22 protein-coding genes are annotated in these 26,965 nt (G+C 70.7%); 17 read left to right on the top strand and 5 right to left on the bottom strand.

Annotated elements, in window-relative coordinates:
• The first annotated feature begins 117 nt into the window (after positions 1-117).
• The 9 genes from Vse01_RS22750 (at position 118) to Vse01_RS22710 (ending at position 9,703) form a co-directional block, all read left to right on the top strand.
• Positions 118-2,952 carry a Na+/H+ antiporter subunit A gene (locus Vse01_RS22750; protein ID WP_093410178.1) on the top strand — a complete coding sequence of 945 codons (2,835 nt, stop codon included), beginning with the start codon at positions 118-120 and terminating at the stop codon, positions 2,950-2,952.
• Positions 2,949-3,410, top strand: coding sequence for a Na(+)/H(+) antiporter subunit C (locus tag Vse01_RS22745; RefSeq protein WP_093410180.1), 462 nt, complete (start codon positions 2,949-2,951; stop codon positions 3,408-3,410). Before Vse01_RS22750 ends, Vse01_RS22745 begins: the two co-directional genes overlap by 4 nt.
• Before the next feature lie 37 nt (positions 3,411-3,447).
• On the top strand, positions 3,448-4,950 hold the full coding sequence (locus Vse01_RS22740) for a Na+/H+ antiporter subunit D (protein ID WP_093410181.1): 1,503 nt from the start codon (positions 3,448-3,450) through the stop codon (positions 4,948-4,950).
• A complete protein-coding gene (locus Vse01_RS22735; protein ID WP_093410183.1) occupies positions 4,947-5,534 on the top strand; it encodes a Na+/H+ antiporter subunit E in 588 nt (195 codons plus the stop codon). The genes Vse01_RS22740 and Vse01_RS22735 overlap by 4 nt, the downstream gene beginning before the upstream one ends.
• Positions 5,531-5,794: an MrpF/PhaF family protein gene (locus Vse01_RS22730; protein WP_093410186.1), complete on the top strand. Its 264-nt coding sequence runs from the start codon at positions 5,531-5,533 to the stop codon at positions 5,792-5,794. The genes Vse01_RS22735 and Vse01_RS22730 overlap by 4 nt, the downstream gene beginning before the upstream one ends.
• Entirely contained in the window at positions 5,791-6,126 is a 336-nt protein-coding gene (gene mnhG, locus Vse01_RS22725) for a monovalent cation/H(+) antiporter subunit G (protein WP_093410188.1), read from the top strand. The genes Vse01_RS22730 and mnhG overlap by 4 nt, the downstream gene beginning before the upstream one ends.
• 212 nt (positions 6,127-6,338) lie before the next feature.
• Positions 6,339-7,691 (top strand): hemolysin family protein, encoded by a 1,353-nt coding sequence (locus tag Vse01_RS22720; RefSeq protein WP_093410191.1) that lies wholly within the window; start codon positions 6,339-6,341, stop codon positions 7,689-7,691.
• Entirely contained in the window at positions 7,688-8,755 is a 1,068-nt protein-coding gene (locus tag Vse01_RS22715) for a hemolysin family protein (protein ID WP_093410193.1), read from the top strand. The genes Vse01_RS22720 and Vse01_RS22715 overlap by 4 nt, the downstream gene beginning before the upstream one ends.
• A gap of 9 nt (positions 8,756-8,764) precedes the next feature.
• Positions 8,765-9,703 (top strand): sporulation protein, encoded by a 939-nt coding sequence (locus Vse01_RS22710; protein WP_093410196.1) that lies wholly within the window; start codon positions 8,765-8,767, stop codon positions 9,701-9,703.
• Positions 9,704-9,803: 100 nt separating this feature from the next.
• Here the strand turns inward: Vse01_RS22710 and leuE are convergent, their stop codons facing one another.
• Together leuE and Vse01_RS22700 are read right to left on the bottom strand one after the other, a co-directional pair.
• Positions 9,804-10,466 (bottom strand): leucine efflux protein LeuE, encoded by a 663-nt coding sequence (gene leuE, locus Vse01_RS22705; RefSeq protein WP_093410198.1) that lies wholly within the window; start codon positions 10,464-10,466, stop codon positions 9,804-9,806.
• The gene (locus Vse01_RS22700; RefSeq protein ID WP_093410201.1) at positions 10,463-11,707 is read right to left on the bottom strand and encodes a bifunctional pyridoxamine 5'-phosphate oxidase family protein/GNAT family N-acetyltransferase; all 1,245 of its coding nucleotides are present in this window, start codon (positions 11,705-11,707) and stop codon (positions 10,463-10,465) included. The genes leuE and Vse01_RS22700 overlap by 4 nt, the downstream gene beginning before the upstream one ends.
• Before the next feature lie 34 nt (positions 11,708-11,741).
• Between Vse01_RS22700 and Vse01_RS22695 the strand changes: the two genes are divergently transcribed.
• The 8 genes from Vse01_RS22695 (at position 11,742) to rny (ending at position 24,348) form a co-directional block, all read left to right on the top strand.
• Positions 11,742-13,082 carry an aminotransferase class I/II-fold pyridoxal phosphate-dependent enzyme gene (locus Vse01_RS22695; RefSeq protein ID WP_093410204.1) on the top strand — a complete coding sequence of 447 codons (1,341 nt, stop codon included), beginning with the start codon at positions 11,742-11,744 and terminating at the stop codon, positions 13,080-13,082.
• A 521-nt stretch (positions 13,083-13,603) separates the two neighbouring features.
• Complete coding sequence (locus Vse01_RS22690) at positions 13,604-14,305, top strand: UdgX family uracil-DNA binding protein (RefSeq protein ID WP_093410207.1); 702 nt, start codon at positions 13,604-13,606, stop codon at positions 14,303-14,305.
• A gap of 79 nt (positions 14,306-14,384) precedes the next feature.
• On the top strand, positions 14,385-15,524 hold the full coding sequence (locus Vse01_RS22685) for an acyl-CoA dehydrogenase family protein (protein WP_093410210.1): 1,140 nt from the start codon (positions 14,385-14,387) through the stop codon (positions 15,522-15,524).
• A gap of 69 nt (positions 15,525-15,593) precedes the next feature.
• Complete coding sequence (locus Vse01_RS22680) at positions 15,594-16,979, top strand: MFS transporter (RefSeq protein ID WP_232511437.1); 1,386 nt, start codon at positions 15,594-15,596, stop codon at positions 16,977-16,979.
• A gap of 4 nt (positions 16,980-16,983) precedes the next feature.
• Positions 16,984-17,184 carry a DUF3046 domain-containing protein gene (locus Vse01_RS22675; protein WP_093410215.1) on the top strand — a complete coding sequence of 67 codons (201 nt, stop codon included), beginning with the start codon at positions 16,984-16,986 and terminating at the stop codon, positions 17,182-17,184.
• A gap of 185 nt (positions 17,185-17,369) precedes the next feature.
• Positions 17,370-21,017 (top strand): intein-containing recombinase RecA, encoded by a 3,648-nt coding sequence (recA, locus tag Vse01_RS22670; RefSeq protein WP_139233242.1) that lies wholly within the window; start codon positions 17,370-17,372, stop codon positions 21,015-21,017.
• Positions 21,018-21,027: 10 nt separating this feature from the next.
• Entirely contained in the window at positions 21,028-21,798 is a 771-nt protein-coding gene (locus Vse01_RS22665) for a regulatory protein RecX (RefSeq protein WP_093410220.1), read from the top strand.
• Between the two features lie 783 nt (positions 21,799-22,581).
• Positions 22,582-24,348 (top strand): ribonuclease Y, encoded by a 1,767-nt coding sequence (rny, locus tag Vse01_RS22660; protein ID WP_093410222.1) that lies wholly within the window; start codon positions 22,582-22,584, stop codon positions 24,346-24,348.
• A gap of 99 nt (positions 24,349-24,447) precedes the next feature.
• Here the strand turns inward: rny and Vse01_RS22655 are convergent, their stop codons facing one another.
• The 3 genes from Vse01_RS22655 to Vse01_RS22645 form a co-directional block, all read right to left on the bottom strand.
• Positions 24,448-25,341, bottom strand: a complete 894-nt coding sequence (locus Vse01_RS22655; RefSeq protein ID WP_093410224.1) for an amino acid ABC transporter permease — start codon at positions 25,339-25,341, stop codon at positions 24,448-24,450.
• Positions 25,341-26,015, bottom strand: a complete 675-nt coding sequence (locus tag Vse01_RS22650; RefSeq protein WP_093410227.1) for an amino acid ABC transporter permease — start codon at positions 26,013-26,015, stop codon at positions 25,341-25,343. The genes Vse01_RS22655 and Vse01_RS22650 overlap by 1 nt, the downstream gene beginning before the upstream one ends.
• Before the next feature lie 81 nt (positions 26,016-26,096).
• Positions 26,097-26,963 carry a glutamate ABC transporter substrate-binding protein gene (locus Vse01_RS22645; protein ID WP_093410229.1) on the bottom strand — a complete coding sequence of 289 codons (867 nt, stop codon included), beginning with the start codon at positions 26,961-26,963 and terminating at the stop codon, positions 26,097-26,099.
• Positions 26,964-26,965 lie beyond the last annotated feature (2 nt).

Genomic DNA, 26,965 nt, shown 5'->3' with positions numbered 1-26,965 from the left:
CCGGCGAAAGTGTGTTTACTTCGGGAAAACCACGCATCGCGCGCTGGACTGTCGTCTGATCGCTGCTAGACCCCCAACCCCCGTGGGGCGTCTCGGCCACCTCGACCGGGAGCGCGCGTGCTCGTACTGCTGATCCTGCACCTCGTGGCGGCCGTCGTGGCGCCACTGCTGGTCCGCCGGTGGGGTCCGCGCGCCTGTTACCTGCTGGCCCTGGTGCCGGCGACCGCCTTCGGCTGGGCACTGGTACGCACACCCGACGTGGCCCACGGCGGTGCGGTGGTCGAGACGTACCCCTGGATTCCGGAACTGGGCCTGGACCTGGCGCTGCGGATGACCACCCTGTCCTGGCTGATGACCCTGCTGGTCGGCGGCGTCGGCGCGCTGGTGCTCGCGTACTGCGCCCGCTACTTCCCACCCGACGCGCTCGGCAACTCGCGGTTCGCCGGCGTGATGGTCGCCTTCGCCGGGGCGATGCTCGGGCTGGTGCTCGCCGACGACCTGCTGCTGCTCTACGTCTGCTGGGAGCTCACCACCGTCTTCTCGTACCTGCTGATCGGCCACAGCACGGAGCGGCGGTCGAGCCGCTGGGCGGCCGCCCAGGCGCTGACCGTGACCACGCTCGGCGGACTCGCCATGCTTGTCGGGTTCCTCATGCTCGGTCACCACGCCGGCACCTACCGCTGGTCGGAGCTGGCCCAGCAGCCGCTGCCCGGCGGGGCGTACCTGGTCGTCGCGGTGCTGCTGATCCTGGTCGGTGCGCTGTCGAAGTCGGCGGTGCTGCCGTTCACCTCGTGGCTGCCGGTGGCGATGGCCGCGCCGACGCCGGTCAGCGCGTACCTGCACGCGGCGGCGATGGTGAAGGCCGGCGTCTACCTGCTCGGCCTGCTGACCCCGGCGCTCGCCGTGGTCGGCCCGTGGCGTCCGGTGGTGCTGATCGCCGGCCTGGCCACCATGCTGGTCGGTGGTTGGGCGGCGTTACGGCAGACCGACCTGAAGCTGCTGCTGGCACACGGCACGGTCAGCCAGCTCGGGCTGCTGACGGTGGTCGTCGGGGTGGGCACGGCGGACGCCGCGCTCGCCGGAGTCGCCATGCTGCTCGCTCACGCGCTGTTCAAGGCGGCGCTGTTCCTCGTGGTCGGCGTGATCGACCACGGGGCCGGGACCCGGGATCTGCGCGAGTTGTCGGGACTGCGCCGTACCGCGCCGGTGCTCACCGGGGTGGCCGTGCTCGCCGCCGCCTCGATGGCCGGACTGCCACCCCTGCTCGGCTTCGTCGCCAAGGAGGCCGTGTTCGCCGCCTTCGCCGACCGGCCGCTGGTCCTGGCGGTACTCGTGGTCGGCACCGTGCTCACCGTCGCGTACAGCATCAGGTTCATCTGGGGCGCGTTCGCCGACCGACCCGGCGCCGCCGCCACCGACCTGGGACGGATCGCGCCGACGCTGCTGGCCCCACCGGCCCTGCTGGCCGTCGTCGGGCTCGTCGCCGGCCCGGCCGCGGGAGCGCTGGATCACCTGCTCCGTCCGTACCCGGAACTCTTCGGCGCCGTCGGGAAACACCTGGCCCTGTGGCACGGGCTCACCCCCGCACTCGGTCTGTCCGCGCTCGCCGTGGCGGGTGGCGCGGCGCTGTTCGCGCTGCGTGGCCCACTGGCGCCGGCGCTGGCCCGGCTGCGTTGGCCGGTCGCCGGCCAACGGGGGTACGAGTTGATCACCAATCGCTTCGATCAGGCCGCGGTGGGCGTCACGAGCGTCACCCAGCGGGGGTCGCTGCCGCAGTACCTCGGTCTGATCCTGATCGTCCTGGCCGCGGTGCCGGGCGGGGCGGTGATCCTCATCCAACCCTGGGAGCAGCCACTGGATCTGTGGGCCACTCCCGCGCAACCGGTGGTGCTGCTGGTGGTCTGCGTCGCCGCCCTGCTCGCCGTGGGTGCCACCCGACGGCTGACCGCGATGCTCCTGGTCGGCATGACCGGTTACGGCACCGCCATGTTGTTCGTGCTCTACGGCGCGCCCGACCTGGCGCTGACCCAGTTCCTCGTGGAGACCATGACCATCGCGATCTTCGTGCTGGTGCTGCGCCGACTGCCGGAGCGGTTCTCGATGCGGCCGCTGCGGCGCAGTCGCTGGATCCGGCGGACGATCGGGGTGATCGTCGGTACGACCGTGGCCGCGCTCGCCGTCGGAGCCGCGGCGGCCCGGCAGGCTCGTTCCATCTCGGAGGAATTTCCGCACCTGGCGGTGGAGCAGGGGCACGGCCGCAACGTGGTCAACGTGACCCTGGTGGACATCCGCGCCTGGGACACCCTGGGGGAGATGGCGGTGCTGGTTGCCGCGGCGACCGGAGTGGCAAGTCTCATCTTCCACCAGTCGCGCACCGGGCCACGTCCTCGTCGGCGGGAGGTCGCTGAGGACGAGGCATCTGCAGGCCGGGCGGTCTGGCTGCGCGGCGGGGCCACGCTGCACGAGCGGCAACGGTCGATCGTGTTGGAGGTGGTCACCCGACTGATCTCGCACACCGCCGTGCTCTTCTCGCTCTACCTGCTCTTTTCCGGGCACAACGCGCCCGGTGGCGGCTTCGCCGGAGGGCTGGTGGCCAGCCTCGCGCTGACGATGCGGTACCTCGCCGGTGGCCGGTACGAGTTGGTCGAGGCGGCGCCGATCGGTGCCGGCACGGTCCTCGGCGCCGGCCTGTTGCTCTCGGTCGGCAGCGGCGTGGTCTCCATGATCGTCGGCGGCACCGTGCTGGAGAGCACCACCGTCGACCTCTGGCTGCCGTTGATCGGCCACTTCTACCTGGTCACCTCCCTGTTCTTCGACGTCGGTGTGTACCTGGTGGTGATCGGTCTGGCGCTGGACGTGCTGCGCAGCCTCGGCGCCGAGGTGGACCGGCACATCGAGGCGGCCGGCGAGGCCGATGGCGGGCTGGCCGGCCGGCGAGGGGAGGCGCGGTGAGGGCCGGAGCGAACCTGGTCTCCTTCGTCACGATCGGGGTACTAGTCGGCTGCGGGGTGACCCTGCTGCTGGAACGCAGCCTGAGCCGGGTGCTGCTCGGCGTCATCCTGATCGGCAACGGCGTGAACCTGTTGATCGTCTTCGGCGGCCGATCCGGGGCGGCGCCGGTGGTCGGTGCCAGTGACGAGGCGGCGATGAGCGACGCTCTGCCCCAGGCCATGGTGCTCACCGCCATCGTGATCACCTTCGGCTTCACCGCCTTCCTGTTGGCGATCAGCTACCGCAGCTGGTACCTCAGCGGCGACGACGAGGTACCCGACGACGTCGAGGACCGGGAGATCGTCCGCCGGGCCGCCCAACGGGAGATGTCCGTCGCGGACCTCGCCGGCGAACCGCCGACGGCCGACCCTCAGCAGGTCGACGCCCCGGCGCCACCCCGCGAGGAGGGCCCGGGATGAGCCGGTACGCGCCGACCGCACCCGGCCGGTGGCGGCGATGAGCACGCTGGTGCCGCTGCCGGTGGTGCTACCGCTGCTGGGCGCCGCGCTGACCCTGCTGCTGGCGGGCCGACCGCAGACCCAGCGGACGGTCAGCGTGGGTTGCCTGAGCATCAGCCTGACGGTGGCGGTGGTGCTGCTGGTGCAGGCGTACCGGCAGGGGCCGCTGGTGGTGCAGATCGGCGGCTGGCCGGCACCCGTGGGCATCGTGCTGGTCGCCGACCAGTTGGCTGCGCTGATGCTGGTGGTCTCCTCGGCGGTGACCCTCTGCGTGCTGCTGTACTCGATCGGGCAGGGCCAGGCGGAAACTGGGGAGAGATCCCCGGTGGCGATCTTCCACCCCACCTATCTGGTGCTGACCGCCGGCGTGTGCAACGCGTTCCTCGCCGGTGACCTGTTCAATCTCTTCGTCGGCTTCGAGATGCTGCTCGCCGCCAGCTTCGTCCTGATCACCCTCAACGGCACCGCGCTGCGCATCCGCACCGGTTCCACATACGTCGTGGTCAACGTCCTGGCGTCGATGATCTTCCTGATCTCGGTGGGCCTGGTCTACGCGGCCACCGGCACCCTCAACCTGGCCCAGCTCACCGCGCGGCTCGACGCGCTACCGGACGGCGTACGCCTGAGCCTGCAACTGATGCTGTTGGTGGCCTTCGGCATCAAGGCGGCGGTCTTCCCGCTGTCGGCCTGGCTGCCGGACAGCTATCCGACGGCGCCGGCCCCGGTCACCGCGGTCTTCGCCGGCCTGCTGACCAAGGTGGGCGTGTACGCGATCATCCGGACCCAGACCCTGCTCTTCCCGGGGCAGCAGGCCGGGGAACTGCTGATGGTGGCGGCCGGGCTGACCATGCTGGTCGGCATCCTCGGCGCGGTGGCCCAGTCGGACATCAAGCGGCTGCTGTCGTTCACGCTTGTCAGTCACATCGGCTACATGATCTTCGGAGTGGGCCTGAGCACCGTCGCCGGGCTGGTCGGTGCCATCTTCTACGTGGTCCACCACATCACCATCCAGACCACCCTGTTCCTGATCTCCGGGCTGGTCGAGCAACGGGCCGGCAGCACCGACCTGCGCCGCCTCGGCGGGCTGTCCCGGCTGGCACCCATGGTCGGCGTGCTCTTCTTCGTCTCGGCGATGAACCTGGCCGGCATTCCACCGTTCTCCGGTTTCCTGGGCAAGCTCGGCCTGCTCCAGGCCGGTGTCGCCGCCGGTGGGCCGCTGCCCTGGACGCTGGTGGCCGTGGGCACCGTGACCAGCCTGCTCACCCTCTACGTGGCGAGCCGGGTATGGAACATCGCCTTCTGGCGCTCACCCTGCGAGACGGTCGCGCCGACCGCACCGTTGCCGGCGCTGATGGTCGGCGCCACGGTCGCCCTGGTGGCACTCGGGGTGGCGCTGACCTTCGTGGCGGGACCGCTGTTCGAGTTCACCGGGCGGGCGGCGGAGGATCTGATCGAGCGCACCCCGTACGTGCGCGCCGTCCTGCCCGGCGGGGCGTCATGACCGCGCCCGGCACCGAGCCGCCGGCCCGGCGGACCCGGACAGGCCGGTGGCGTGACCAGCTGATCGCCTACGGCTGGCTGGTGCTGGCCTGGAACCTGTTCTGGGGGGAGTTCACCTGGGGGAACCTGCTGGGCGGGCTGCTGACCGCCGGCGTGGTGCTGTTGTTCTTCCCACTGCCCCCGGTGACCTTCCACGGCCGGCTCCGGCTGCGGGGTCTGCTGGTGTTCGGCAGCCGGTTCGTCGTCGAGCTGGTCCGGGCCAGCGCCCACGTCGCCCGGATCGCGGTGCAACCCGGTTACACGCCCCGTTCGGCCATCATCGGCGTGCGGCTGCGGCTGCCCACCGACCTCAATCTGGCTCTCACCGCCGAGGTGCTCTCCCTGGTGCCCGGCACGTTGATCGTGGAGGTGGACCGGGACGCCGGAATCCTCTACGTGCACGTGCTCGACGTACGCGGCCCCGCCGCCCTCGCCACCAGCCGTGCGCAGGTCCACGCCTTGGAACGGCGGATCGTCGAGGTCATCGGCTCGAACGCCGAGCTGCGCCAGGTACGCACCGGACCCGTGGACAAGGAGTTCCCGTGACCGTCTTCCTCACCGTCGTCCTCACCGGCCTGCTGTCGGTGACCGCCCTGCTGGCCCTCGTCCGTCTCTATCGGGGCCCGACCCTGCTGGACCGGGTCGTCGCCGCCGACATGCTGCTCGCCACAATGGTCGGTGCCGTCGGCGCGGAGGCGGCGGTCAACCGGCACGCCACCACCCTGCCGGTGCTGGTGGTGCTCGCCCTGCTCGGCTTCGTCGGATCGGTGTCGCTCGTCCGTTTCGCCGTCCGGGACCGGCCATGACGCCCGGTGCCGTCGCGGACTGGCTGGCTGTCGTCAGCCTGACCGCCGGTGCGCTGCTGAGCCTGGCCGCCGCCATCGGAGTGCTGCGTTTCCCGGACACGCTGAGTCGCATGCACGCGGCCACCAAGCCGCAGGTGCTCGGCGTGCTGCTCCTGCTGCTGGGGGTGGGTCTCCGGCTGCGCAGTCCAGCCGACCTCGGCATGATCGTTCTGGTCGGCGTCTTTCAACTGGCCACCGCTCCGGTCGCCGCGCAGATGATCGGGCGGGCCGCGTACCGGGCCGGGCGGGTCGACCGGAACCTGCTCGACGTGGACGAGCTGGCCGACCGGTGAACCAGCGCCCCACCGGTGGGCCCGGCCACGGACCTCGTCCCGGGCCGCCCGCCCTGGCCGGCAGAAACAGTAGGCACACCCACCCGGCCCGGGCCGCGACGCCGGTAGAATGAGCACATGATCGACTCCTCTGCCCAGGAGGGCAGCAGTAGCCAGCCGGGTAGGCCCCGGCATCCCCACACACCGACGACCCCGGGAGCCCTGAACCTCCCGTGTTGATCCTCGTCGGTCTTCTCCTGATCGTTGTCTTGACCGTCGCGACGGGCTATTTCGTCGCGCAGGAGTTCGGCTACGTCGCGGTCGACCGCGGCAAGCTGAAACAACTCGCCGCCGAGGGCGACCAGGCGTCCGCCCGGGCACTGGAGGTCGCCGGACGGCTTTCGTTCATGCTCTCCGGCGCGCAGCTCGGCATCACCGTGACCGCCCTGCTGGTCGGTTACGTCGCCGAGCCCTACCTCGGTGCCGGCCTGGCCGAGCTGCTCGGCGTGGCCGGCGTCTCCACCGGCGTCAGCCTGCCGTTGTCGGTCGCGCTGGCGCTGGTCATCGCCACCGTGGTGCAGATGGTCGTGGGCGAGCTGGCCCCGAAGAACCTGGCCATCGCCCGCCCCGAACCGGTCGCCCGGGCGCTCGCCCGTTCCACCCTGGCCTATATGGCCATCGCCGGCCCGCTGATCAAGCTCTTCGACAAGTCCGCGGTGCGGCTGCTGCGGCGGGTCGGCATCGAGCCCATCGAAGAGCTGCCCAGCGGCGCCACCCCGGAGGACCTGGAACAGATCATCGCCGAGTCCCGGCTGGAGGGGCACCTCGACGCCGACATGTCGGAGCTGCTGGACCGGGGGCTCGACTTCCGGCAGTTGACGGCCGGCGAGGCCATGGTGCCCCGGGTGGACGTGCACACCGTGCGCGCGCACGAGCCGGTCAGCCGGGTGGTCGAGCTGCTCGACACCGGCCGCTCCCGCTTCCCGGTGCGCGGCACGGAGGGCGTCGACGACCTGGTCGGCGTGATCGGCATCGCCGACGTGCTCCAGGTGCCCGCGGCCGAGCGCGCCACCACCCCGGTCAGCGCGGTGGCCGTACCGCCGCTGCTGGTGCCCGAGACGCTGCCGCTGCCCACCGTGCTGGACCGGCTCCGCTCCGGGCACCGCCAGCTCGCCTGCGTGGTCGACGAGTACGGCGGCTTCGCGGGCGTCATCACGTTGGAGGACATCGCCGAGGAACTGGTCGGCCCGATCCGCGACGAGGACGACCCGCCGGAGCGGGCCCCGGCGCGGCAGGATGACGGCTCGTGGGTGGTACCCGCCCGCTGGCGTATCGACGAGGTCGCCGACAGCACCGGCATCGCCCTGCCCGAAGGGCCCGAGTACGACACGCTCTCCGGGCTGGTCATGCGGGAGCTGGGCCGGGTGCCCGAGGTCGGTGACCGGCTGGAGATCAGCCTGCCGGCCGACGGCGACAACGGGCAGGTTCCGCCACGCGCCCTGGTCGAGGTGCTGGAGGTGGACCGGCACGTGGCCGACTCGGTCCGTCTCCAGGTGATCGACGGGCACGCGGAGGTGACGGCATGAGCACCGGGTTCGCGCTGATCACCTCGGTGGTCCTGCTGGCGCTCAACGGCTTCTTCGTCGCCGCCGAGTTCGCCCTGGTGGCGAGCAAGCGGTACCGCCTGGAACAGGCGGCGGCAAGCGGTGGCCGGGCCGCCCGGGCCGCCCTCGACGGCGTACGCGAGCTGTCCCTGATGCTGGCCGGCGCACAGCTCGGCATCACCCTGTGCACGCTGGGCCTCGGTGCCCTGGCCGAGCCGGCGATCGAGCGGCTGCTCAGCCCGCTGCTGCACGCCGTCGGTCTGCCGTACGGCGCCAGCCACGTGATCGCGCTGATCTTTGCGCTGAGCCTGGTCACCTTCCTGCACCTGGTCGTCGGTGAGATGGCACCGAAGTCCTGGGCGATCACCCACCCGGAACGGTCCGCGTTGCTCCTGGCCCTGCCGTTCCGGGCCTTCGCCCGGGTGGCCCGTCCGGTGCTGTCGGTGCTCAACGCGGTGGCCAATGCCATGCTGCGGCTGGTGAAGGTCAACCCGCAGGACCAGTTGGCCCAGGTGCACGGCCCCGACGAGCTGCGGATGCTGCTGGAACAGTCCCGGGAACACGGGCTGCTCGGCGCCGCCCAGCACGAACTGCTCACCAGCATGCTGGAGTTGCAGGGCACGACGGTGGCCCAGGTGATGGAGCCGTTCGACCGGATGGTGACCGTGCGGCGGGACGATCCGGCGGGCCGCATCGAGCAGGTCAGTCGGGACAGCGGCCGGTCACGGCTGGCGGTGCTGGACGCCGCCGGTGACGTCTGCGGTCTGGTGCACGTACGGGAGGCGGTGCGGGCCACCGCCGGCCGACCCGACGCCACCGCCGCCGACCTGATGAACGACGCCATCACGCTCCCCGACACCGCCACGGTGACCGAGGCGGTGGCCGTGATGCGGGCCCGCCAGTCGCAACTCGCCCTGGTCCGCAACGGTGGTGGTCCCACCCGGCCGGTCGGCTTCGTCGCTCTTGAGGATCTGCTGGAGGAGGTCATCGGGGAGTTCGACGACGAGACCGATCCGATCCCGCGCGCGGTACGCCGGCTCAGATAGGAGCCACGGGTGCGGCTGACGGGGGTGTCACCGGAATCGGGCGGAACCGGCCTGACGGTGCAGACCGCGCTGGCCAACCCGAGCACCCGCCCCGGCCTGCGCCTGCCGGGGCGGGTGAACCTCATCGCCGGTTCCGTCGACGTACCGGTCCTGCACGTCCGGCTCGGCCTGGTCAGCACGGTCGAGCCGGACGACCCGGAAGCTCCCCGCCGGCTGGTGCAGTTCCACCACGCTCAGGTGGCCGGTGCCCTGGTGCTGCGGGCCGGGCGGGCCCGGTCGATCCCGTTCGAGTTCCCGATCCCGTGGGAGACACCGGTGACCACGTACGGCGGGGTGCCGTTGCTCAGCCTGCGGATGGGACTGCGTACCGAGGTGGCGATCGAGGCCACTTTGGACCAGGGCGCGATGGTGCCGGTCTTCGTTCACCCGCTGCCGACCCAGCAGCACATCCTGGCCGCCCTGGACACGCTCGGCTTCAGCGTCCGCCAGTCCGGCCTGCTCGACGGCCGGCTGCCCGGCGTGGAGCAGGCCCTGCCGCTGCACCAACGGTGGGGCTTCTGGGTCGGCCCGCTCTACGCCGGGCCGATCACCGAACTGGAGGTGATCTTCGTGGCCAACTCCGCCGGGCTGGAGGTGATCCTCTGGTTTGATCGGCGGCTGGCGTTGGCCGGGATCACCCACACCAGCATCAGTCGGTTCCGGATCTGGCACGTCGGCGCGGACCAGCGGGACTGGGTCAGCACCGTGGACGGCTGGCTGCGCGAGGCCATCAACCGGCATGCCGCGGCTGCGGCGCACGCCGACTGGTCGGCCACCATTACCGAGTCGGCCCACGTCAGCCGCCCACCGGACCGGCCGCTGCCACCCGGACCGCCGTCCGGTGGCGACGCGGGCGGCGCCGGTGTCGGTGGCGGCGAGGGCGGTGGTGGCGGAGGCGGCGGCACCTGACGCTGTGCCCGCCGCCTGACGCCGTTCGCGGCGGCACCTGATGCCGTCCACGGCGGCACCGCAACGGCCCAGCTGCCGGGAGCGCCCCCCGTGCGTCTCGTCAGCCCTGGGCGAGCTTGAGGCCGAAGCCGAGGAAGAGAGCACCCACGGCGCTTGTCGCGCCGGCCGCCAGCCGGCGGCGCCGGCTGAACTGGGCAGCCAGGAACGTGCCCGCGAAGATCAGCGCGGTCAGGTAGAGCGCGCTGGTCACCTGGGCGATCAGACCGAGCAGCAGGAACGACAGCGCGGGCCAGGGATACGTCGGGTCAACGAACTGGATGAAGAACGAGACGAAGAACAGGATCGCCTTCGGGTTGAGCAGGCTGATCACCAGCGCCTTGCGGAACGGGCTGCGCGTCGCCGCCGGCGCCGCGGCGTCGATCAACCGCGGAGTGTCCGGGTCGTTGCGGTCCCGCCAGCGCCGCCACGCCCCGCGCAGCATGGTCAACCCCACATAGCCCAGGTACGCGGCGCCCGCGTACTTGATCACGAGGAAGACCGGCGGGTACGCCTTGAGCAGCGAGGCCACTCCGGCGGCGGAGAGGAACATGAGGATCGCGTCACCGACCCAGACGCCGCTCGCCGCCCGGTAGCCGACGCCGACGCCGCGCCGCGCGGCGGTGGAGAGGACGAACAGCGAGTTGGGGCCGGGCAGCAGCACGATGGCCACGGTGCCCAGCACGTACGTCCAGATGTCGGTGATTCCCAGCACGTCCGACATCATCGGGTGGACGTGGGCCGGGCACGAAGCCTTTCCCGCAGGCTGACCTGTGCTTTTGCCCACTCGTCAACGGTCATCGAATACTGCACGGTGTCCCGCCACGAGCCGTCGGGCCGCAACCGGTGCATCCGCAGCACCCCCTCCCGGGTCGCGCCGAGCCGCTCGATGGCGCGCTGCGAACGCTCGTTGCGGATGTCGGTGTGCCAGACCACCCGTACCGCACCCAGCTCGTCGAAGGCGCGGGTGAGCAGCAGCAGCTTCGCCTCGGTGTTGAGCCCGGTGCGCCACCACGGCCGGCCGAGCATGGTGTGCCCGATCGCAACCGACCGGCGCTCCGGGTCGATCTCGTAGTACGAGGTGGTGCCGACCACCGCGCCGGTGACCGCGCAGCGCTGCGCCCAGGCGACCCGTTCCTGCCGGTGCTGCTCGGCCAGGGCCGCGACGATCACCTCGCGCAGCTGCTCCGGCCCGGTCGGTAGCGGCCGGCTGAGGTGCCGCCAGACGTCGGCATCGGCGGTGGCGGCGTACAACTCGTCGGTGTGGGCCTCATCGAGCGGCTCCAGCAGCACGTGGGCGCCGCGTAGCACCGCCGGCTCGTGCCAGGGCGAGCGGTCCGGCCGCAGGTACGCAGGCAGTGGTGCGGTGACCCCGACGTCGGGCTCCGGCAGGCCGGGGGTCAGCCGCAGCGGTACCACCCCGGCCCAGTGCGCCAGGTCGAGATCGGCCGGGTCGTCGCGTACCCCGCCGGTGCGGCTGCGTAGCGACACCTCCGCCAGCGGCAGCGCCAGCACTGCGGTCTCGGCCAGCTCCCGCCGGCTCGGGGGGCGACTGTGCGCCGCGCGGCCGGTGCCGACCTTCTCCACCAGGGCGGTCAGCACGTCGGCCTTCTCATCCGGGTCGGTGACCAGGTGAGCGGTGCCGTGCGCGACCACCGACCGGTAGTTGGCGCTGTGGTGGAACTGGGAGCGACCGTAGACCAGCCCGTCGAGAAGGGTGACCGCGACGCAGACCGGCAGGCCGTCGGCGCGGGCGGCGAGCAGTGGCCGGCTGCCGGTGGAGCCGTGCAGGTAGAGCGTGTCGCCGATGCGTACGTGCAGGGTGGGCAGCACGCGGGGCTCACCGTCCACAGTGAACCCGAGCACGCAGTGGTACGCCTCGTCGAGTACGGCGTGGGTGGCGGTGCGGTCGTAGCTCATCCGGTCCCGGGAACGACTGGCGGTGGTGCGGGTGGTTGGCGAGTACATGCTTCCATCTTTGTTCTAGTACAATACTGTGTTTGTGTCAGTACGCTATCAGGTGACCGGTGCGACGGCCGCCGACATTTCAGCCAGCATCGAGTCCGGCATCCGCGACGCCGCCCTCGCCCCCGGCGACCCGCTGCCACCGGTGCGCACGCTCGCCGCCGACCTGGCCGTCAGCCCGGCCACCGTCTCCCGTGCCTACGCCGAACTGCGTCGCCGTGGCCTCGTCGTCACCGCCGGCCGGCACGGCACCCGGGTGCGCCCCCGACCACCGGTCGCCGCCCGCCGAGCCGCGCTGCGCCCACCGCCCGCCCCCGGGCTGCGCGACCTGTCCCGAGGCGAACCCGACCAGCGACTGCTACCGCCGCTGCGTCGGCACCTGGCCGCCCTCGCCGACACCGTCGGCGACCCGGTGGGCTATCCCGACCTCGGCGTACTGCCCGAGATGACCGAGGTGGCCGGGGCGCGGCTGACCGCCGACGGGGTGCCGGCCCCCGGGCTGACCCTCACCGGCGGCGCGTTGGACGGCATCGAACGCCTCCTCGGCGCGCACCTGCGCCACGGCGACGCGGTGGCCGTGGAGGATCCCGGCTGGACCGGCCTGCTCGACCTGCTCGCCGCGCTCGGGCTACGGCCGATCGGAATGCCCATCGACGACGACGGGCCGATCGTCGCCGGAGTCGCCGCCGCCCTCGCCGCCGGAGCGCGAGCGCTCATCGTGACCAGCCGGGCCCAGAACCCCACCGGCGCGGCGGTCTCCGCCGACCGGGCCAGCGCCCTGCGCACCCTGCTCGCCGGTCGGGCCGACCTGCTGTTGATCGAGGACGATCACGCCGCCGAGCTGGCCCGCGTACCGCTGCACCCGCTCGCCGGAGCGACCACCCACTGGGCCTTCCTCCGCTCGGTCAGCAAGCCCTTCGGCCCGGACCTGCGCCTGGCAGTGCTGGCCGGAGACGAGACCACCGTGGCGCGGGTGGCCGGCCGATCCCGGGTCGGCACCGGCTGGGTCTCCACCGTGCTGCAACGGCTCGTGCTCTCGCTCTGGAAGGATCCAGAGGTGACCGCCCTGGTCGACCGGGCCGCAGAGAGCTACGAACGACGGCGCCACGCCCTGATCGCCGCCCTCGCCGATCGTGGCCTGCCCGCCCACGGCCGCACCGGCATCAACGTCTGGGTACCGGTGGACGACGAGACCAGCGCGCTGACCGCCCTGCGTGACGCCGGCTGGGCGGTCGCGCCGGGCGCGCTCTACCGGATCGCCGGCCCGCCGGGGCTACGCATCACCGTCAGCGACCTGAACGAGGAGGAGCTCCCCGCGCTCGCCGACGCGGTCGCCCGCGCAGCCCGCCCCACCCCATCCCCGAGCTTCACCGCCTGACCAGACCCCTGTCGCCCCCACGACACCTGCGGCGCGGACGCAAGCCAGCACCACCGCCACGTCGCGCTGCCAGAGCCGGCGGCCGAGCCGGCAACATCCCCGATGCTGCTGGCTGGGGGCGGGGTTGGAGGCAGCAACATCCCCGATGTTGCTGGCGGGGGCGGGGTCGGAGGCAGCAACATCCCTGATGTTGCTCATGGGGCGCGGGTCGGGGCGGCAACTTCCCGCGCCTGCTGATTCGGAAGCAGATCCGCGGCGGGCGCAGGGGCAGGAGTGGCGGTCGGACCGGTATGCGGCATCTCGGGGTCTCGGGCCGGGCGGATACGCCGAGTTGCGGCATCTCGGGGTCTCGGGCTGGTTCAACTCGACCCGCAGCCGGTCGGCCTCGGCCAGCGCCGGGCGGATACGCCGAGTTGCGGCATCTCGGGCTGCCCGAGCCTGGGCTGGGCGTGGAGTGCCGCAAAGGCGACGCGCCGCCGCTGGCTCGCGTGGGGCGCGTCACAGCGGGTAGAACAGTCGCCATGGCCGACACCGATACCGCGCCCGGGGCCCAGCGGTTCATCCCGCCGCAGGCCGACACCCTCGACGCGCTGCGGGCCGCCGCCACCGGCTGCCAGGGCTGCGAGCTGTACCGGGACGCCTCACAGACCGTCTTCGGCCGGGGCGACGCCACCGCCCGGGTGGTCTTCGTCGGCGAGCAGCCCGGCGACATGGAGGACCAGAAGGGGCTGCCCTTCGTCGGCCCCGCCGGCCGGCTGCTTCGCAAGGCGGTCGACGACGCCAAGCTGGACCCGGCCCACATCTACCTCACCAATGCCGTCAAGCACTTCCGCTTCGAACTACGCGGTAAGCGGCGGATCCACCAGACTCCGGATCGGGTACACATCACCGCCTGCCGACCCTGGCTGGTCGCCGAGTTCGCCCAGCTGACCCCCGAGGTGATCGTGGTACTCGGGGCGACCGCCGCGAAAGCCCTGCTCGGCCCGACGTTCCGGGTCACCCGCCAGCGCGGCGAACTGCTGCCCTGGCCGGCCGCCGCCCAACACCCGGAGGACTTCCAACGGGTACCGGTGGACAGCGCCGGAGGGACCACCGACGCGCCCCCGGCCAAACTCCTGGCCACCATCCACCCCTCCGCCGTGCTCCGGGCCGACAACCAGGACGTCGCCTACGACGGGCTGGTCGCCGACCTGACCGTCGCGGCTCGCGCCCTCGCCGGCTGACACCAGCCGCGCTCGCCCCCAACCGCAGCGCCGGCACCGACCATGCGACGGCGTCGCGGACGGTGCCACACTTGCCGCCATGCAGCAGCACCTCTACGAGGCTGACCACGACGAGTTCCGGGACCTGTGCCGGCGGTTCCTCGACCGCGAGGCCGTACCGCACCACGACCGCTGGGAGGCCGACGGCATCGTCGACCGCGAGGTGTGGCGGAAGGCAGGTGCCGCCGGACTGCTCGGGATGGACGTCCACCCCGAGTACGGCGGCGGCGGACAGCGGGACTTCCGGTACAACGCCGTCCTGGTCGAGGAGATCGTCAACTCGGGCTGCTCCGGGCTCGGCTTCGGCCTGCACAATGACGTGGTCGCGCCGTACCTCACCGAGCTGACCACCGAGGAGCAGCGCCAGCGCTGGCTGCCCCGGTTCTGCTCCGGCGACCTCGTCACCGCCATCGCGATGAGCGAACCCGGTGCCGGCTCCGACCTGGCCGGCGTCCGCACCACCGCCGTCCGCGACGGCGACAGCTACCTGCTCAACGGGCAGAAGACGTTCATCACCAACGGCGAACTGGCCGACCTGGTGATCGTGGTGGCCCGTACCGCCGACGAGGGCGCCCACGGCGTGAGCCTGATCGCGGTAGAGACCGGCACCGCCGGCTTCACCCGGGGCCGCCGACTGGCCAAGGTCGGGTTGAAGGCCAACGACACCGCCGAACTCTTCTTCGACGACTGTCGGGTGCCGGCCGCCAACCTCATCGGCACCGAGAACCACGGCTTCTACCACCTGATGGCCAACCTGCCCCGGGAACGGCTCAGCATCGCCGTCGCCGCAGTCGCCGCCGCGGAACGGCTGCTCGCCCTCACTCTCGACTACGCGCGCACCCGGGAGGCGTTCGGCCGACCGATCGGGAAGTTCCAGCACAACCGGTTCCTCCTCGCCGAGCTGGACACCGAGGTCACCATCGCGCGGACCTTCGTCAACCACTGCGTGGCCGAGTTCAACGCCGGCCGGCTGTCGGTGACCGACGCGGCCAAGGCCAAGTGGTGGACCACGGAGTTGCAGAACCGGGTCGCCGACCGGTGCGTGCAGCTGCACGGCGGCTACGGCTTCATGGCGGAGTACCCGGTGGCGCGGGCCTGGCTGGACAGCCGGGTGCAGACCATCTACGGCGGCACCACGGAGATCATGAAGGAGATCATCGGGCGCGGTCTGGGGCTGTGACGAGAACCGGGCTGCCGGCTGTCGGTCGGGTGCGAAAGGATGGTCACCCCTTACCCAAGGAGCCTCCCGTTGGCCACTGACCTGACCACCACGCCGACGGCGCACCCGGACGTCGCGCCCATCCAGCGGCGCACCCTGCGGCTGCTCTTCACCACCCAGATCGTCGGCGGCATCGGGGTGACCATCGGCATCTCCGTCGGCGCCCTGCTCGCCGCCGAGATCGCCGGCACCGCCGTGGCCGGCCTGGCGCAGAGCGCCGCCGTGGTCGGCGCCGCACTGCTCGCCGTGCCGGTCACCCGGATCATCACCGGGTACGGCCGCCGCCCCGGCCTGGCCGTCGCGTACGTGGTCGGGGCGCTTGGCGGGGCGCTTGTCGTGCTCGCCGCGGCAACCCGGTCGGTCCCGCTGCTCTTCCTCGGCATGCTCCTCTTCGGCGGCGGCTCCGCCGCCAACCTTCAGGCTCGCTACGCCGCGGTCGATCTCGCCGAACCGGACCGGCGCGCCCGGCAACTGTCGCTGATCGTCTGGGCCACCACGATCGGCGCGGTGGCCGCCCCGAACTTCGCCGCGCTCGCCGACCGCACCACAAGCGGCTGGGGGCTGCCTACGCTGTCCGGCCCGTTCGCGTTCAGCGCCGTCGCGTTCGTGCTCGCCGCCGGCGTACTGCTGCTGTGGTTGCGGCCCGACCCGCTGCTCACCGCGCGCCGGCTCGCGGCGGCCCGGGCCGGCGCGTCCGAGCCGCCCCCGTCTGGTCCACCGCCGGTCCCGGCCGAGCCGGCCCAGGCGGCGTCCGCGCTCGCCCCGGCCGGCCCGGTCCCGGTGCCGGCACCGTCGGCCCGGCGCGGCGTGGGCATGCGCGCCGCCTGGTCGGTGGTACGCGCCCGACCGGCCGCCCGGCTCGGCGTGTCCGCCGTGGCCGTGGGGCACCTGGTGATGGTGGCGGTGATGGCGATGACCCCGGTGCACCTGCGGGAGTACTACGCCGTCGACGAGGTGCTGCCGGTGGTCGGGCTGGTGCTGAGTCTGCACATCGCCGGCATGTACGCGCTGGCGCCGGTGGTCGGCTGGCTCGCCGACCGGTTCGGTCGCCGCCCGGTCATCCTCGGCGGGATCGCGACGCTGCTGGCCGCCTGCGCGGTCGCCGGCACTGCCGGGCACCACACGCCCCGGCTCACCGTCGGGCTCATCCTGCTCGGGCTCGGCTGGTCGGCGACCATGGTGGCCGGTTCGACCCTGCTGTCGGAGTCGGTACCGGACGACGTACGGCCCAGCGCCCAGGGCCTGTCCGACCTGCTCATGGGGCTGGCCGGAGCGTCAGCCGGAGCACTGAGCGGGTTTGTCATGCAACTGGCGGGCTATCCGGTGCTGACCCTGCTCGCCGCGGTCGCGGTGGCACCCCTGCTGGCGCTAGCGTTGCGTCCGGTGCCGACGAGTGCACCGGACAGGAAGGACTGATCACGTGCGGCTGACCGACTTCTGGGCACGCCTGGCCGAGGCGTTCGGTCCGGCGTACGCGGCCAGCATCGCCAGCGACCAGGTGTTGTCGGAACTCGGCGGACGGACCATCGAGCAGGCCCTCAAGGCCGGCGTGGAGACGCACGTGGTGTGGCGCGCCGTGGTCGCGGCCTATCCAGACCGGGTACCCGCCCGGCTACGCTGAGCAGCCGATTCGTTACTTCCGCGTGTCTCTTGCCGAGTCGTACACCTGTTCGGCTATTGTCCACAGCGGGGTGCTCGTCCACAGGCCACGGCCAGTCGGCTGGTTTTCTGTCGGACCCAGCGCCTAGCGTGTCCCGCGTGACGCGAAGCTCAGGAAAGACGCCGGCGAAGGCAGGGGTGGCAACGATGGCGGCAGGTCCTGACCGGGAGAAGGCGCTCGACCTTGCTCTCGCTCAGATCGACAAGCAGTTCGGCAAGGGCTCGGTGATGCGGCTGGGGGAGCGACCGGTCATCCAGACCTCGGTCATTCCGACCGGTTCCATCGCGCTCGACGTGGCGCTCGGCGTGGGCGGTCTGCCCCGTGGCCGGGTCGTCGAGGTGTACGGCCCGGAGAGCAGCGGTAAGTGCCTGACGGCCGACACGCATCTCTGGACGGACCGGGGCCTGGAGACCGTCGAGGAGCTCTTCACGCGATGCGGTCAGCCCGCAAGCTGCACCAGCCGGGTCACCGACATCCGTGACCTGGGTTTGCGGATGGTCAACGAGCGGGGCGAGCTCGAAGCCGTTGCCGCCTTGACCCACAACAACCGCAAGCCGGTGATCAAGCTCAAGCTGCGATCCGGGCGGACGGTGACCGCCACGAAGAACCACCCACTACGAGTGATGACCGACCGTGGATTCATCGCTTGGCGGAAGGTCGGCAACATCCGACCTGGCGACTTCGTGGTGTCGGCGACCTTCGGCGCATCGGAGGCCGCCCACGGCGACGGTCTTTCCGAGGACGAGGCCGTGGTCCTGGGCTACCTCGTCGCCGAGGGCTCGCTTGGCTACCAGCACAGCGTACGGTTCACCAACTGGGACACAGAGGTGAGTGGTGAGTACCGCCACCTCATGGAGCAGGTGTTCGGCGTCGAGGTCCGTGACTACGACAATAAGGAGTTCGTCGTCTCGGGCGGGGCGTTCCGCAAGCGCCTCGCCGAGGAGTACGGCCTCGACTATGTCACCGCGCACGGCAAGAGCGTTCCCTACCGGGTGCGCACCGCAGGTCATAAGGCGCAGCGCGCCTTCTTGTCGGCGCTATTCGAGGGTGACGGATGGATCGACGAGAGTTCGACCATCGGGCTCGGCACCGCGTCCGAGCAGCTGGCCCGTGAGGTGCAGCTACTGCTCTACGGACTCAACATCCCCAACACTGTCTCCTCAAAGTGGAACGAGACGTACCAGCGCCAATACTGGACCGTGACGGTCAATCCATCGGTGGCGCACAGGTTCGTCGACGAGGTCGGATTCCGCTCGGCTCGGCGTCGTGCACAGGTTGAGCGGTGCTTCCGCACCAGTGAGCGGGACGCCCAGTTCGAGAACATCCCTCACCTCAAGGGCCTCATTCAAGACCTGCGCGACGACTGTGGTGGTGATCGGGCATTCGACAGGGTCGCGGGAGACCTGTTCCGTACGGACATCGAGTTGGCCTGCTCCCGTAGCCGCTTGGCCAAGATCGTGGAATGGGGGGAGCGGCGCCGGGAGCGCCTGTCGGCGTCAGGCCAGGCGATCGTGACGCACCTCAAGCACCTGGCCACCTCCTCCTACACCTATGAGCAGGTCGTCGAGGCCGCCGATGCGGGCACCCAACCCACCTTCGACGTGATGCTTCCGGGAACGCATAGCTTCCTCGCGAACGGAATGCTCTCCCACAACACCACGGTCGCCCTGCACGCGGTGGCCAACGCCCAGCGGGCCGGCGGCATCGCCGCCTTCATCGACGCCGAGCACGCGCTCGACCCGGAGTACGCCAGGGCCCTCGGTGTCGACACCGACGCCCTGCTGGTCTCCCAGCCGGACACCGGCGAGCAGGCGCTGGAGATCGCGGACATGCTGGTCCGCTCCGGCGCGATCGACATCATCGTGATCGACTCGGTGGCCGCGCTGGTGCCGCGCGCCGAGATCGAGGGCGAGATGGGCGACAGCCACGTCGGTCTCCAGGCCCGGCTGATGAGCCAGGCGCTGCGGAAGATCACCGGCGTGCTCAACAACACCGGCACCACCGCGATCTTCATCAACCAGCTCCGCGAGAAGATCGGCGTCATGTTTGGATCACCCGAGACGACGACGGGTGGTCGGGCGCTGAAGTTCTACGCCTCGGTCCGGCTCGACGTGCGGCGCATCGAAAGCCTGAAGGACGGCACCGACGTGGTCGGTAACCGCACCCGGGTCAAGGTCGTGAAGAACAAGTGCCTCGCCGAGGGCACCATGGTGTTCGACCCGGTCACCGGCCGCGCCAACCGGATCGAGGACATCGTCGACGGGCGGATGCCTGTCTCCGTGGTGGCAGCGGCGAAGGACGGCATGCTGCACGCCCGCCCTGTCGTCTCCTGGTTCGACCAGGGAGAACAGGATGTCATCGGGGTACGTCTGCGTGGCGGTGCCACGGTCTGGGCCACCCCCGATCACAAGGTCTTGACCGATCGGGGCTGGAAGGTGGCCGGCGAGTTGGGTGCCGGAGACCGGGTTGCGCAGCCTCGACAGTTCCTGGGTTTCGGCGAGCATGAGCCCTACTCGCCCGAGCAGGCACGAATGCTCGGCTACCTGATTGGTGACGGATATGTCGGTGGGAAGACCCCGCTGCAGTTCATCAACATCCAGGAGTCGCTGAAGGCCGACGCGGCGCGCATCGCCGCAGGGCTCGGCTGCGACACACACGAGCATGACGGCAAGTTGGCCATCTCGTTCTCCCACCGTCAGGGTGAGCGCAACGAGTTGCTGGCGTTGTGCCGACAAGCGGGGATCTACGGCAAGCTGGCCTGGGAGAAGACCATCCCCGCCGAGTTTTTCGATCCGGGTCTTTCCCGCGAGGTGGCAGGCAACCTGCTTTTCGGTCTACTCGAAAGCGACGGCTGGGTGAGCATCGAGCAGACCGGTGCCATTCGGGTCGGCTACACGACTACCTCGGAGCAGTTGGCCCACCAACTCCACTGGTTGTTGCTGCGATACGGCATCACGAGTTCGGTTCGTCGCTACGACCCGACGGGTCAGCGCCCCAGCCTTATCAAGGGGCGTCGCATCCAGGCAAAGCGGTTGTGCTACGAGGTCCGGGTGGCCGGCAGCGACAACGTGGAGGCGTTCGCCGAAGCGGTTCCGCTGTGGGGACCGCGCGGGGTCATCCTTCGCGAGGCGCTCAACAGCCAGGAAGGGCGTCGGCGGGGCTCGCAGGCCGGCTACCTGTCGCCTGCGGTCACCGAGTCGGTGCTGGCACACCTGGCGGGTAAGGGCGTCACGGCTGTGCTCGCTGCTCAACTGATCGGCGCGACGGCCGGCAATTCGCGTGGTGGCATGAAGCAGGTTCTAGGGCTGCACCAGATCCGGCGGGATCGGTTGCAACTGCTGGCGGACGCGCTTGACGACGCTTTTTTGCGCGAACTGCTCGCCGAGCAGGTGCGCTATTCGACCGTCAAGGAGATCCTGCCCGCGCGGCGTACGAGGACCTTTGATGTCGAGGTCGATGAGCTGCACACGCTGGTCGCTGACGACATCGTCGTACACAACTGCGCCGCCCCGTTCAAGCAGGCCGAGTTCGACATCATGTACGGCAAGGGCATCTCCCGTGAGGGCTCGCTGATCGACGTCGGCGTCGAGCAGTCGATCATTCGCAAGTCCGGCGCCTGGTACACCTACGAGGGCGACCAGCTGGGCCAGGGCAAGGAGAAGGCCCGCGAGTTCCTCCGGGAGAACCCGGACGTGGCCGCCGAGATCGAGAAGAAGATCCTGGAGAAGCTCGGCGTCGGGGTAGGCGCGGGCGACGCCGCCGGTGGCCCGGAGCTGCCGCCGGTCGACTTCTGATCGACGATCCGTGGCAGGACGACGTGCCCGCTCGGGGCGAGGCTGGGATGCCAGCCCGCCCCGCGCGGGTGACGCCACACCACGACCCCGCCGAGGCCGCCGCGCCGCCGGGAACCCCGCCGACCCGGGTTCCCCGGCGTCGGCCGATTCTCCGGACGCGTCGGCATGGGATACCTCCCGGGGCAGGGCCGGTTCCGCCCGACGGGCCGGCGGTTCGGCACGCGAGGATGCGGCATCCGCGCCTCGTGACGAGGCCGAGGTGGCCCGGGAGATCTGCCTGCGACAGCTCGCGGTGCGTCCGCGTACCCGTGCCGAACTGGCCACCGCGTTGGCGCGGCGGGGCATCTCCGAGGAGACCGCCGACCAGGTCCTCGACCGGTACGACGAGGTCGGCATCATCGACGACGCCGCGTTCGCCCGCGCCTGGGTGAGCAGCCGGCATGCCGGCCGGGGGCTGGCTCGCCGGGCACTCGCCAACGAGCTGCGCCAACGCGGCGTGGACGGCGACACGGCCAGCGAGGCGTTGGACGAGTTGGACGAGACCACCGAGGCGGAGACCGCCCGTGCCCTGGTGGAACGGAAGCTGCGGACCGCCCGGGGCGAGCCGGACGCGGTGTTCCGGCGGCTGGTCGGCATGCTGGCCCGCAAGGGCTACCCGGCCGGTGTCGCGATCCGGGCGGTGAAGGAGGCGATCGCCGCGCAGAGCGCCGAGGCGGCCGAGTTCGCCGAGCAGATCGACGCCGACGCTCTCGCCGACGCCGAGGGTGAGATCGACCGCTGACGGCGTGCTTCTTCTGTCACGTCGCCCGCCAGCCGTGATCTTGGTCTGGCCCGTCCCGGGGACGCGGGTGATGCGTTGGGCGCGGGTCCGACGGTCACCTCATCGACGTGACCAGCCCTGATGAGTCAACTCAACGTTGGTTGTTCGTCTTTTTTGCCCGCTGGCGTCCGAGTGTTCATAGGCGGAGGGTGACTACTTAACTTCTCTCCGTCCGGGTGGTTTGATCATCCGTTCTTGACCGGAGCCCGGTTGAGACCTAGCCTCGCCATAAAGGCTCACATTGCCCGACCAAGCGCAGGCTAAGCGCACAACATAGATCCCGTAACAGAACAGCATCACTTTGGCCGGCATCATCGGCCGCGTACGTCAGCTCCGGACGGGCCGGTCCGGGCTCACGTGACAGTGCACCCGGCCCGCCGACGGCCGTCAGGGACGTCGGCGGAGGAAGCCAACCCACGGCCATGCGCTCCGGTCGGGCGTCCAGAGTCGCAGGAGCGTGCCCACCCGGCAGGCTGTTGCGGCGCGACGGTTCAGGGGAGGCGCGCCATGGCGAGGCGGCACAGGTTCACCGGAGTCTCGGTATGAGCGAGCGGAGCGGGCCGATCTTGAGGCTTCGTTCGGCGTTGCCCGCCAGGGGCACGTCTCGGAACGGAGCGCCGGCATGAGCGCGGGGGCGGCCGCTCCCGGTGCGGCGGAGTCCGGGGCCAGCGATGACGGTGAGCAGAGTTCCGGCCCACCTGCTGTCGCCCTCGGCGTTGGCGATCGGCCGGACGGAGCCGTTCGATGAGCGCCTTCGACGTCGTGATCCTGACCGCCGTGCTGGTGCTGACCCTCGTGGTGCTCGGTGCGGTGCTGTTCGGCCTGCGCCTGATGCGGGGTTTCATGTCGCGTCCGGCGGCGGAGGATCCGGCGTACGTCGCGGAGAAGGACCGGCAGGAGCAGTCGCTGGCCGCGCTGCGCACGGCAGCCGACGAAGCGAACAGCACCATCGACGTGGCGAAGTCCGCGGCGGCGGCGGCCCGCGCCGAGGCGGCGGCGGCCAAGGCCGAGGCGAAGGCCGCCCGGGCGGAGGCACGCCGGGTGCTCGACGACGCCCGCGCCGAGGCAGACACGGTGCTGGAACGGGCGCACAAGCAGGCCGAGGCGGACGCCGAGCAGTTGCGCACGGCGGCCCGGCGCAGCGGTGAGCGGGAGGTGGCGGTGCTGGCCGCGACCACCCGGGAGCAGGCCGCCGAGGTGGAGCGGCGGGCGACCCGGATGGACGAGCGGGAGCGGCTGCACACCGAGGAGGTGGAGCGGCTCGCGGAGCGGGAACGCCAGCTCACCGCGGCCAACGCCGCGTTGGCGGCCCGCGAGGCGGCGCTTGTCGAGCGGGAGGCCGAGCTTGCCGAGGTGGAGAATCAGCGGCGACGTGAGTTGGAGCGGGTCGCCGGGTTGACCGCCGACGCCGCGCGGGCCGAGTTGGTCGAGGCGATCGAGGGCCAGGCGAAGCGGGAGGCCGCCCTGCTGGTCCGGGACATCGAGTCGGACGCGAGGTCGACCGCCGAGCAGCGGGCCCGGCACATCGTGGTCGACGCCATCCAGCGGGTGGCCAGCGAGCAGACCGCCGAGAGTGTGGTCAGCGTGCTGCACCTGCCGGGCGACGAGATGAAGGGTCGGATCATCGGCCGGGAGGGCCGCAACATCCGGGCCTTCGAGTCGGTCACCGGGGTCAACCTGATCATTGACGACACTCCCGAGGCGGTGTTGCTGTCCTGCTTCGACCCGGTGCGCCGGGAGGTCGGCCGGTTGACGCTGGAGAAGCTGGTGCTGGACGGCCGAATCCACCCGCACCGCATCGAGGAGGTGCACGAGCTGGCCCGGCAGGAGGTGGACCAGCTCTGCCACCGGGCCGCCGAGGACGCCCTGGTGCAGGTCGGCATCACCGAGATCCACCCGGAGCTGGTCACCCTGCTGGGTCGGTTGCGCTACCGCACGTCGTACGGGCAGAACGTGCTCAAGCACCTGGTGGAGACCGCGCACATCGCCGGGATCATGGCGGCCGAGCTGCGCTTGGACGTGCCGTTGATCAAGCGGTCGGCTTTCCTGCACGACATCGGCAAGGCGCTTACCCACGAGGTGGAGGGCAGTCACGCCCTCATCGGTGCGGACGTGGCCCGTAAGTACGGCGAGAGCGAGGACGTGGTGCACGCCATCGAGGCGCACCACAACGAGGTGCCGCCGCAGACCGTGGAGGCGGTGCTGACCCAGGCGTCCGACGCCTGCTCGGGTGGGCGGCCGGGGGCGCGGCGGGAGAGCCTGGAGGCGTACGTCAAGCGGCTGGAACGCATCGAGGAGATCGCCGCCGGCAAGGTCGGCGTGGAGAAGGTCTTCGCGATGCAGGCGGGCCGGGAGATCCGGGTGATGGTCAAGCCCGACGACGTCGACGACATCGGCGCGGCGGTGCTGGCCCGGGACGTGGCCAAGCAGGTCGAGGAGGAGCTGACCTATCCGGGGCAGATCCGGGTGACGGTGGTCCGCGAGTCCAGGGTCACCGAGATCGCCCGCTGAGGCATTAGGAAGGGCCTCTGCCGAGCAGAGGCCCTTCCTAATGTTGCTAGGGGTGCGCGCCGACCGGTTACGACCGTCCCGCACCGAAGCGGTATCCGCTCACCCCTGTGGCTCGGAGACGGTGGCGCCGCCCTCGGGGGTGGAGTCCGCTCCGGCCGGTGCGGTCTGCTTCGGTACCCGGAAGGCTCGGACACCGGTGCGTCGGTCGAGCCAGCCGGCGAACCAGGTGAGCAGTGAGTTGATCACGATGTAGATGACGGCAGCGACGATCGCGCAGGCGATGATGTTGCCGTAGTTGGCGGCGAGGTCGTTGACGCCCCGCTGGAGCAGCTCCGGGTAGGCCACGATGTAGCCGAGCGCGGTGTCCTTGAGCAGCACCACCAGCTGGCTGACGATGATCGGCAGCATGGCTCGGGCCGCCTGCGGGAGCAGGATCATCCGCATCACCTGGTTTTTGCGCATGCCGATCGCGTAGGCCGCCTCGGACTGCCCGCCGGGTACGGCCCGGATGCCGGCCCGGAACGCCTCGGCCAGTACCGAGCCGTTGTAGAGGGTCAGGCCGATCACCACGGCCCAGAAGGCGGTGACCGGACCCTTGATGAGGAACGGTACGCCGTAGAAGATGAAGAAGATCATCAGCAGCAGCGGTACGGCGCGGAAGAACTCCACCACCATGCCCGCCGGCACGCTGATCCACCAGCGGTCGGAGAGCCGGCCGAAGGCGAAGACGATACCGAAGGCGAGCGAGAGCAGCATGCCGACGCCGGCTGCCTTCAGGGTCGCCCACAGGCCCGGCAGGATGAACTGGGTCCAGGTGGCCGACCGGGTGAACGGCTCCCACAGTCGGGGCTCCCACTGGTTGGCCTGGTCGAACCGGGTGTAGATCCAGTACAGCAGGCCGAGCAGCGCGACGCCGAAGACGACGCTCAGTACCGCGTTGCGTACCTTGGCCCGGGGACCGGGGTGGTCGTAGAGGACGTTGCTGGTGCTCATCAGCGCTTCACCGCCAGGCGGTTGGCCAGCCAGCCGAAGAAGTAGCCGGTGGGGATGAGCAGTGCGGCGAACGTGCCGGCGAAGACCAGGAAGATCAGAATGACGGCGTTACCGTAGCTGTTGAGCAGGTCCTTCATGACGCTGGAGGCCTCGACGAGCCCGATGGTGCCGACGATCGTGGCGTTCTTGCAGAGCGCGATCAGGATGCTGCCGAAGGGCGCGATCACCGAGCGCGCCGCCTGTGGCAGCACCACTATTCGCAGCGTCTGGGCGAAGGAGAGTCCGATCGCGCGAGCCGCCTCGGCCTGACCGGTGGGCACGGTGTTGATGCCCGAGCGCACCGCCTCGCAGACGAAGGCGGCGGTGTAGGTCGACAGGCCGATCACACCGAGCCAGTAGATGTTGACGTCGAGCTCCTGAGACAGGCTCAGCCCGAGGGTGGCGTACAGCCCGAAGTAGCAGAAGAAGACGACCAGGGTCAGCGGGGTATTGCGGAAGATGTTGACCCAGGCCGCGCCGAAGACGCGCAGCACCGGGACAGGGGAGACCCGCATCGCGGCCAGCAGCACGCCGATCACCAGCGCGCAGACCGCGGACGCGCCGGTCAGCTTGAGGATCCAGACGAAGCCCGACACGAATGCGTCGAGGTTCTCCGGATCGGTGAATACGTCCATGCTTCGGCTCCCGGGGCACGTGATGAGGGCCGGTGACAGGCCGGAGCCGGCACCCGCAAGGGGTGCCGGCTCCGGTACCGGTCAGACAGCGCCGCAGTGGGTCAGCTTGGTGGTGTCCAGCTCGGGCGCGGGGGTGCCGCTCTTGCCCAGGGTGGCGTCCCAGGCAGCCTTGTAGCTGCCATCCTCGGCGGCGGCCTTGAGGATCTCGTTGACCTTCTCGCAGCCGTCGGTGTCGTCCTTCTTCAGGCCGATGCCGTAGGGCTCGTCGGAGAAGGTGCTGCCGACCACCTTGAACTTGCCGGCGTACTGGTCCTGCGCGGCGTAGCCGGCGAGGATGATGTCGTCGGTGGTCACCGCGTCGACCTGGCCGTTCTCCAGCAGCGGCAGGCACTTCGAGTACGCGTCGAACTGCTGCAGCTTGGCATCCGGGTAGTTCTCGGTGATCCGCTTGGCCGGCGTCGAGCCGGTTACCGAGCAGACCGTCTTACCCGCCAGCTGGTCCGGGCCGGTGAGGGTGGAGTCCGCCTTGACCAGCAGGTCCTGGCCGGCGATGTAGTACGGTCCGGCGAAGTTGACCTTCTGCTTGCGCTCGTCGTTGATGGTGTAGGTGGCGACCACGAGGTCGACGGTGCCCTGCTCGATGAAGGGCTCCCGGTTGGCCGACACAGTGGTCTTCCACTCGATGCCGCTCTCCTCGACACCGAGGCCCTTCGCGATGATCTTCGCGATCTCGATGTCGAAGCCCTCGTACTGGCTGCCGGTCTGCAGACCGAGGCCGGGCTGGTCGGCCTTGACGCCGATGACCAGCTTGTTCTGGCTCTCGGCCTTGCCGACGATGCCACCGGCGCCCGTGCCGGAGCCGCCCTCGTCGCTGTCCCCGCCGCAGGCGGTCATCGCGACCGCGAGGCCGGCAACGGCGGCAACCGCCGCCATCCGCTTCATTCGCATAC

The organism is Micromonospora sediminimaris (assembly GCF_016863575.1).
GTDB classification, from domain to species: Bacteria; Actinomycetota; Actinomycetes; order Mycobacteriales; family Micromonosporaceae; genus Micromonospora; species Micromonospora sediminimaris.
This window is presented reverse-complemented; position numbering and strand designations above follow the sequence as displayed.

Excerpts from the sequence above, each read along its gene's own strand:
- Vse01_RS22740 (WP_093410181.1), top strand. The coding sequence starts at position 3,448 with ATGAGCACGCTGGTGCCGCTGCCGGTGGTGCTACCGCTGCTGGGCGCC.
- Vse01_RS22685 (WP_093410210.1), top strand. The coding sequence starts at position 14,385 with ATGCAGCAGCACCTCTACGAGGCTGACCACGACGAGTTCCGGGACCTG.
- Vse01_RS22715 (WP_093410193.1), top strand. The coding sequence starts at position 7,688 with ATGAGCACCGGGTTCGCGCTGATCACCTCGGTGGTCCTGCTGGCGCTC.
- leuE (WP_093410198.1), bottom strand. The coding sequence starts at position 10,466 with ATGATGTCGGACGTGCTGGGAATCACCGACATCTGGACGTACGTGCTG.
- Vse01_RS22645 (WP_093410229.1), bottom strand. The coding sequence starts at position 26,963 with ATGCGAATGAAGCGGATGGCGGCGGTTGCCGCCGTTGCCGGCCTCGCG.
- Vse01_RS22650 (WP_093410227.1), bottom strand. The coding sequence starts at position 26,015 with ATGGACGTATTCACCGATCCGGAGAACCTCGACGCATTCGTGTCGGGC.
- mnhG (WP_093410188.1), top strand. The coding sequence starts at position 5,791 with ATGACGCCCGGTGCCGTCGCGGACTGGCTGGCTGTCGTCAGCCTGACC.
- Vse01_RS22700 (WP_093410201.1), bottom strand. The coding sequence starts at position 11,707 with ATGTACTCGCCAACCACCCGCACCACCGCCAGTCGTTCCCGGGACCGG.
- Vse01_RS22690 (WP_093410207.1), top strand. The coding sequence starts at position 13,604 with ATGGCCGACACCGATACCGCGCCCGGGGCCCAGCGGTTCATCCCGCCG.
- Vse01_RS22655 (WP_093410224.1), bottom strand. The coding sequence starts at position 25,341 with ATGAGCACCAGCAACGTCCTCTACGACCACCCCGGTCCCCGGGCCAAG.
- recA (WP_139233242.1), top strand. The coding sequence starts at position 17,370 with ATGGCGGCAGGTCCTGACCGGGAGAAGGCGCTCGACCTTGCTCTCGCT.
- Vse01_RS22735 (WP_093410183.1), top strand. The coding sequence starts at position 4,947 with ATGACCGCGCCCGGCACCGAGCCGCCGGCCCGGCGGACCCGGACAGGC.
- rny (WP_093410222.1), top strand. The coding sequence starts at position 22,582 with ATGAGCGCCTTCGACGTCGTGATCCTGACCGCCGTGCTGGTGCTGACC.